Annotated in this window: 2 protein-coding genes; one reads left to right on the top strand and one right to left on the bottom strand. The window is 61.2% G+C overall.

The annotated features are described in order from the left end of the window. A partial coding sequence (locus HMPREF9538_RS00905; protein ID WP_009486442.1) for a DeoR/GlpR family DNA-binding transcription regulator occupies window positions 1-726 on the bottom strand: 726 nt, incomplete at its 3' end. An 82-nt stretch (window positions 727-808) separates the two neighbouring features. Here HMPREF9538_RS00905 and HMPREF9538_RS00900 point away from each other — a divergent pair. Next, window positions 809-1245: NUDIX domain-containing protein (locus HMPREF9538_RS00900; RefSeq protein WP_009486443.1), on the top strand; the 437-nt coding region annotated here is incomplete at its 3' end.

The raw sequence follows: 1245 nt of genomic DNA on the forward strand, positions 1-1245 counted from the left end.
CACCAACTGTTGGCGCAGCGCGGCGTCGGGTTCTCCATCGACAATCAGCGTACTGGCGAGGCTCAGCTCGCCGATGGCAAAGGCCGACGCGGCGTTGAGCTTTTCCCGGGAGGCCATTACCACGGTTTCTGCCGCCCTGGCCGTCAGCGCGCGCTTGATGCCTGCCTCTTCGTAATCACCGGTGGTGAAACCCGCCCGCGGGTGGACGCCGGTCACCCCCATAAAGAACAGATCGGCGTTGATCCGCGCCATTCCCGCCAGCGTCTCGGCGCCGACGGCGACAACCGAATGTTTAAATACTCTGCCGCCGAGCAGGATCACCTCGATTCGCGGGTGGTCCACCAGCGCCACGGCGATGCCAGGGCTGTGGGTGACCACCGTGCAGCTGAGGTCGGCGGGTAAAAAGCCGATCATCGCCGCGGTGGTGGTGCCGCCATCGACAATCACCACCTGTCCCGGCTGGATCAGGGCGGCGGCGGCGCGGGCGACCGCCTGCTTGGAGGCGATCTGCACGCTTTTGCGCGTTTCAATTGGCGCAATGGCGGCGGAAACCGGCAATGCCCCGCCATGGACCCGCTGCAGTTTTCCCTCCGCCGCCAGCTCGCGCAGATCGCGGCGAATGGAGTCCTCGGAGACGTTAAACCGCTGGCTTAGCTCCCCGGACATCACCTGTTTTTCCTCGGTGAGGATCTGGAGGATCTGCTGTTTTCTCTGACTGGCGAGCATCGGTTTTCCTTCATCGAATGATCTTGTTTGTGCACGATTATGCATGTTATGGTGCCTGCTGTCACCTCAAAGGGGAAATAACATGCAAACACACGCACCGCACGTCCGCCACGTTCGCGAGACGCTGCTCTCGGATAACTGGTACACGTTGAAAAAATATACCTTCGAACTGCTGCGTCGGGACGGTCGCTGGCAGGAGCAGAGCCGCGAGGCTTATGACCGGGGCAACGGCGCAGTCATTTTACTCTACAACCGGGAAAAGCGGACGGTGGTCCTGACCCGTCAGTTCCGTTTTCCGGTATTTACTCATGGCCACGATGGGTATCTGATTGAGGCGGCCGCCGGGCTGTTGGATAACGCCTCGCCGGAGGCGCGGATCGTTGCCGAAGCGGAAGAGGAGACCGGCTTTCGCGTGACCCGTGTCGAACCCGTCTTCACCGTCTTTATGAGCCCCGGCTCCGTCACCGAAAAACTCTACTTTTTTATCGCCGAATATCAGGCCGATGACCGTCGGGGGGG

This window comes from Klebsiella sp. MS 92-3 (assembly GCF_000195655.1).
Taxonomy (GTDB): Bacteria; Pseudomonadota; Gammaproteobacteria; order Enterobacterales; family Enterobacteriaceae; genus Klebsiella; species Klebsiella pneumoniae.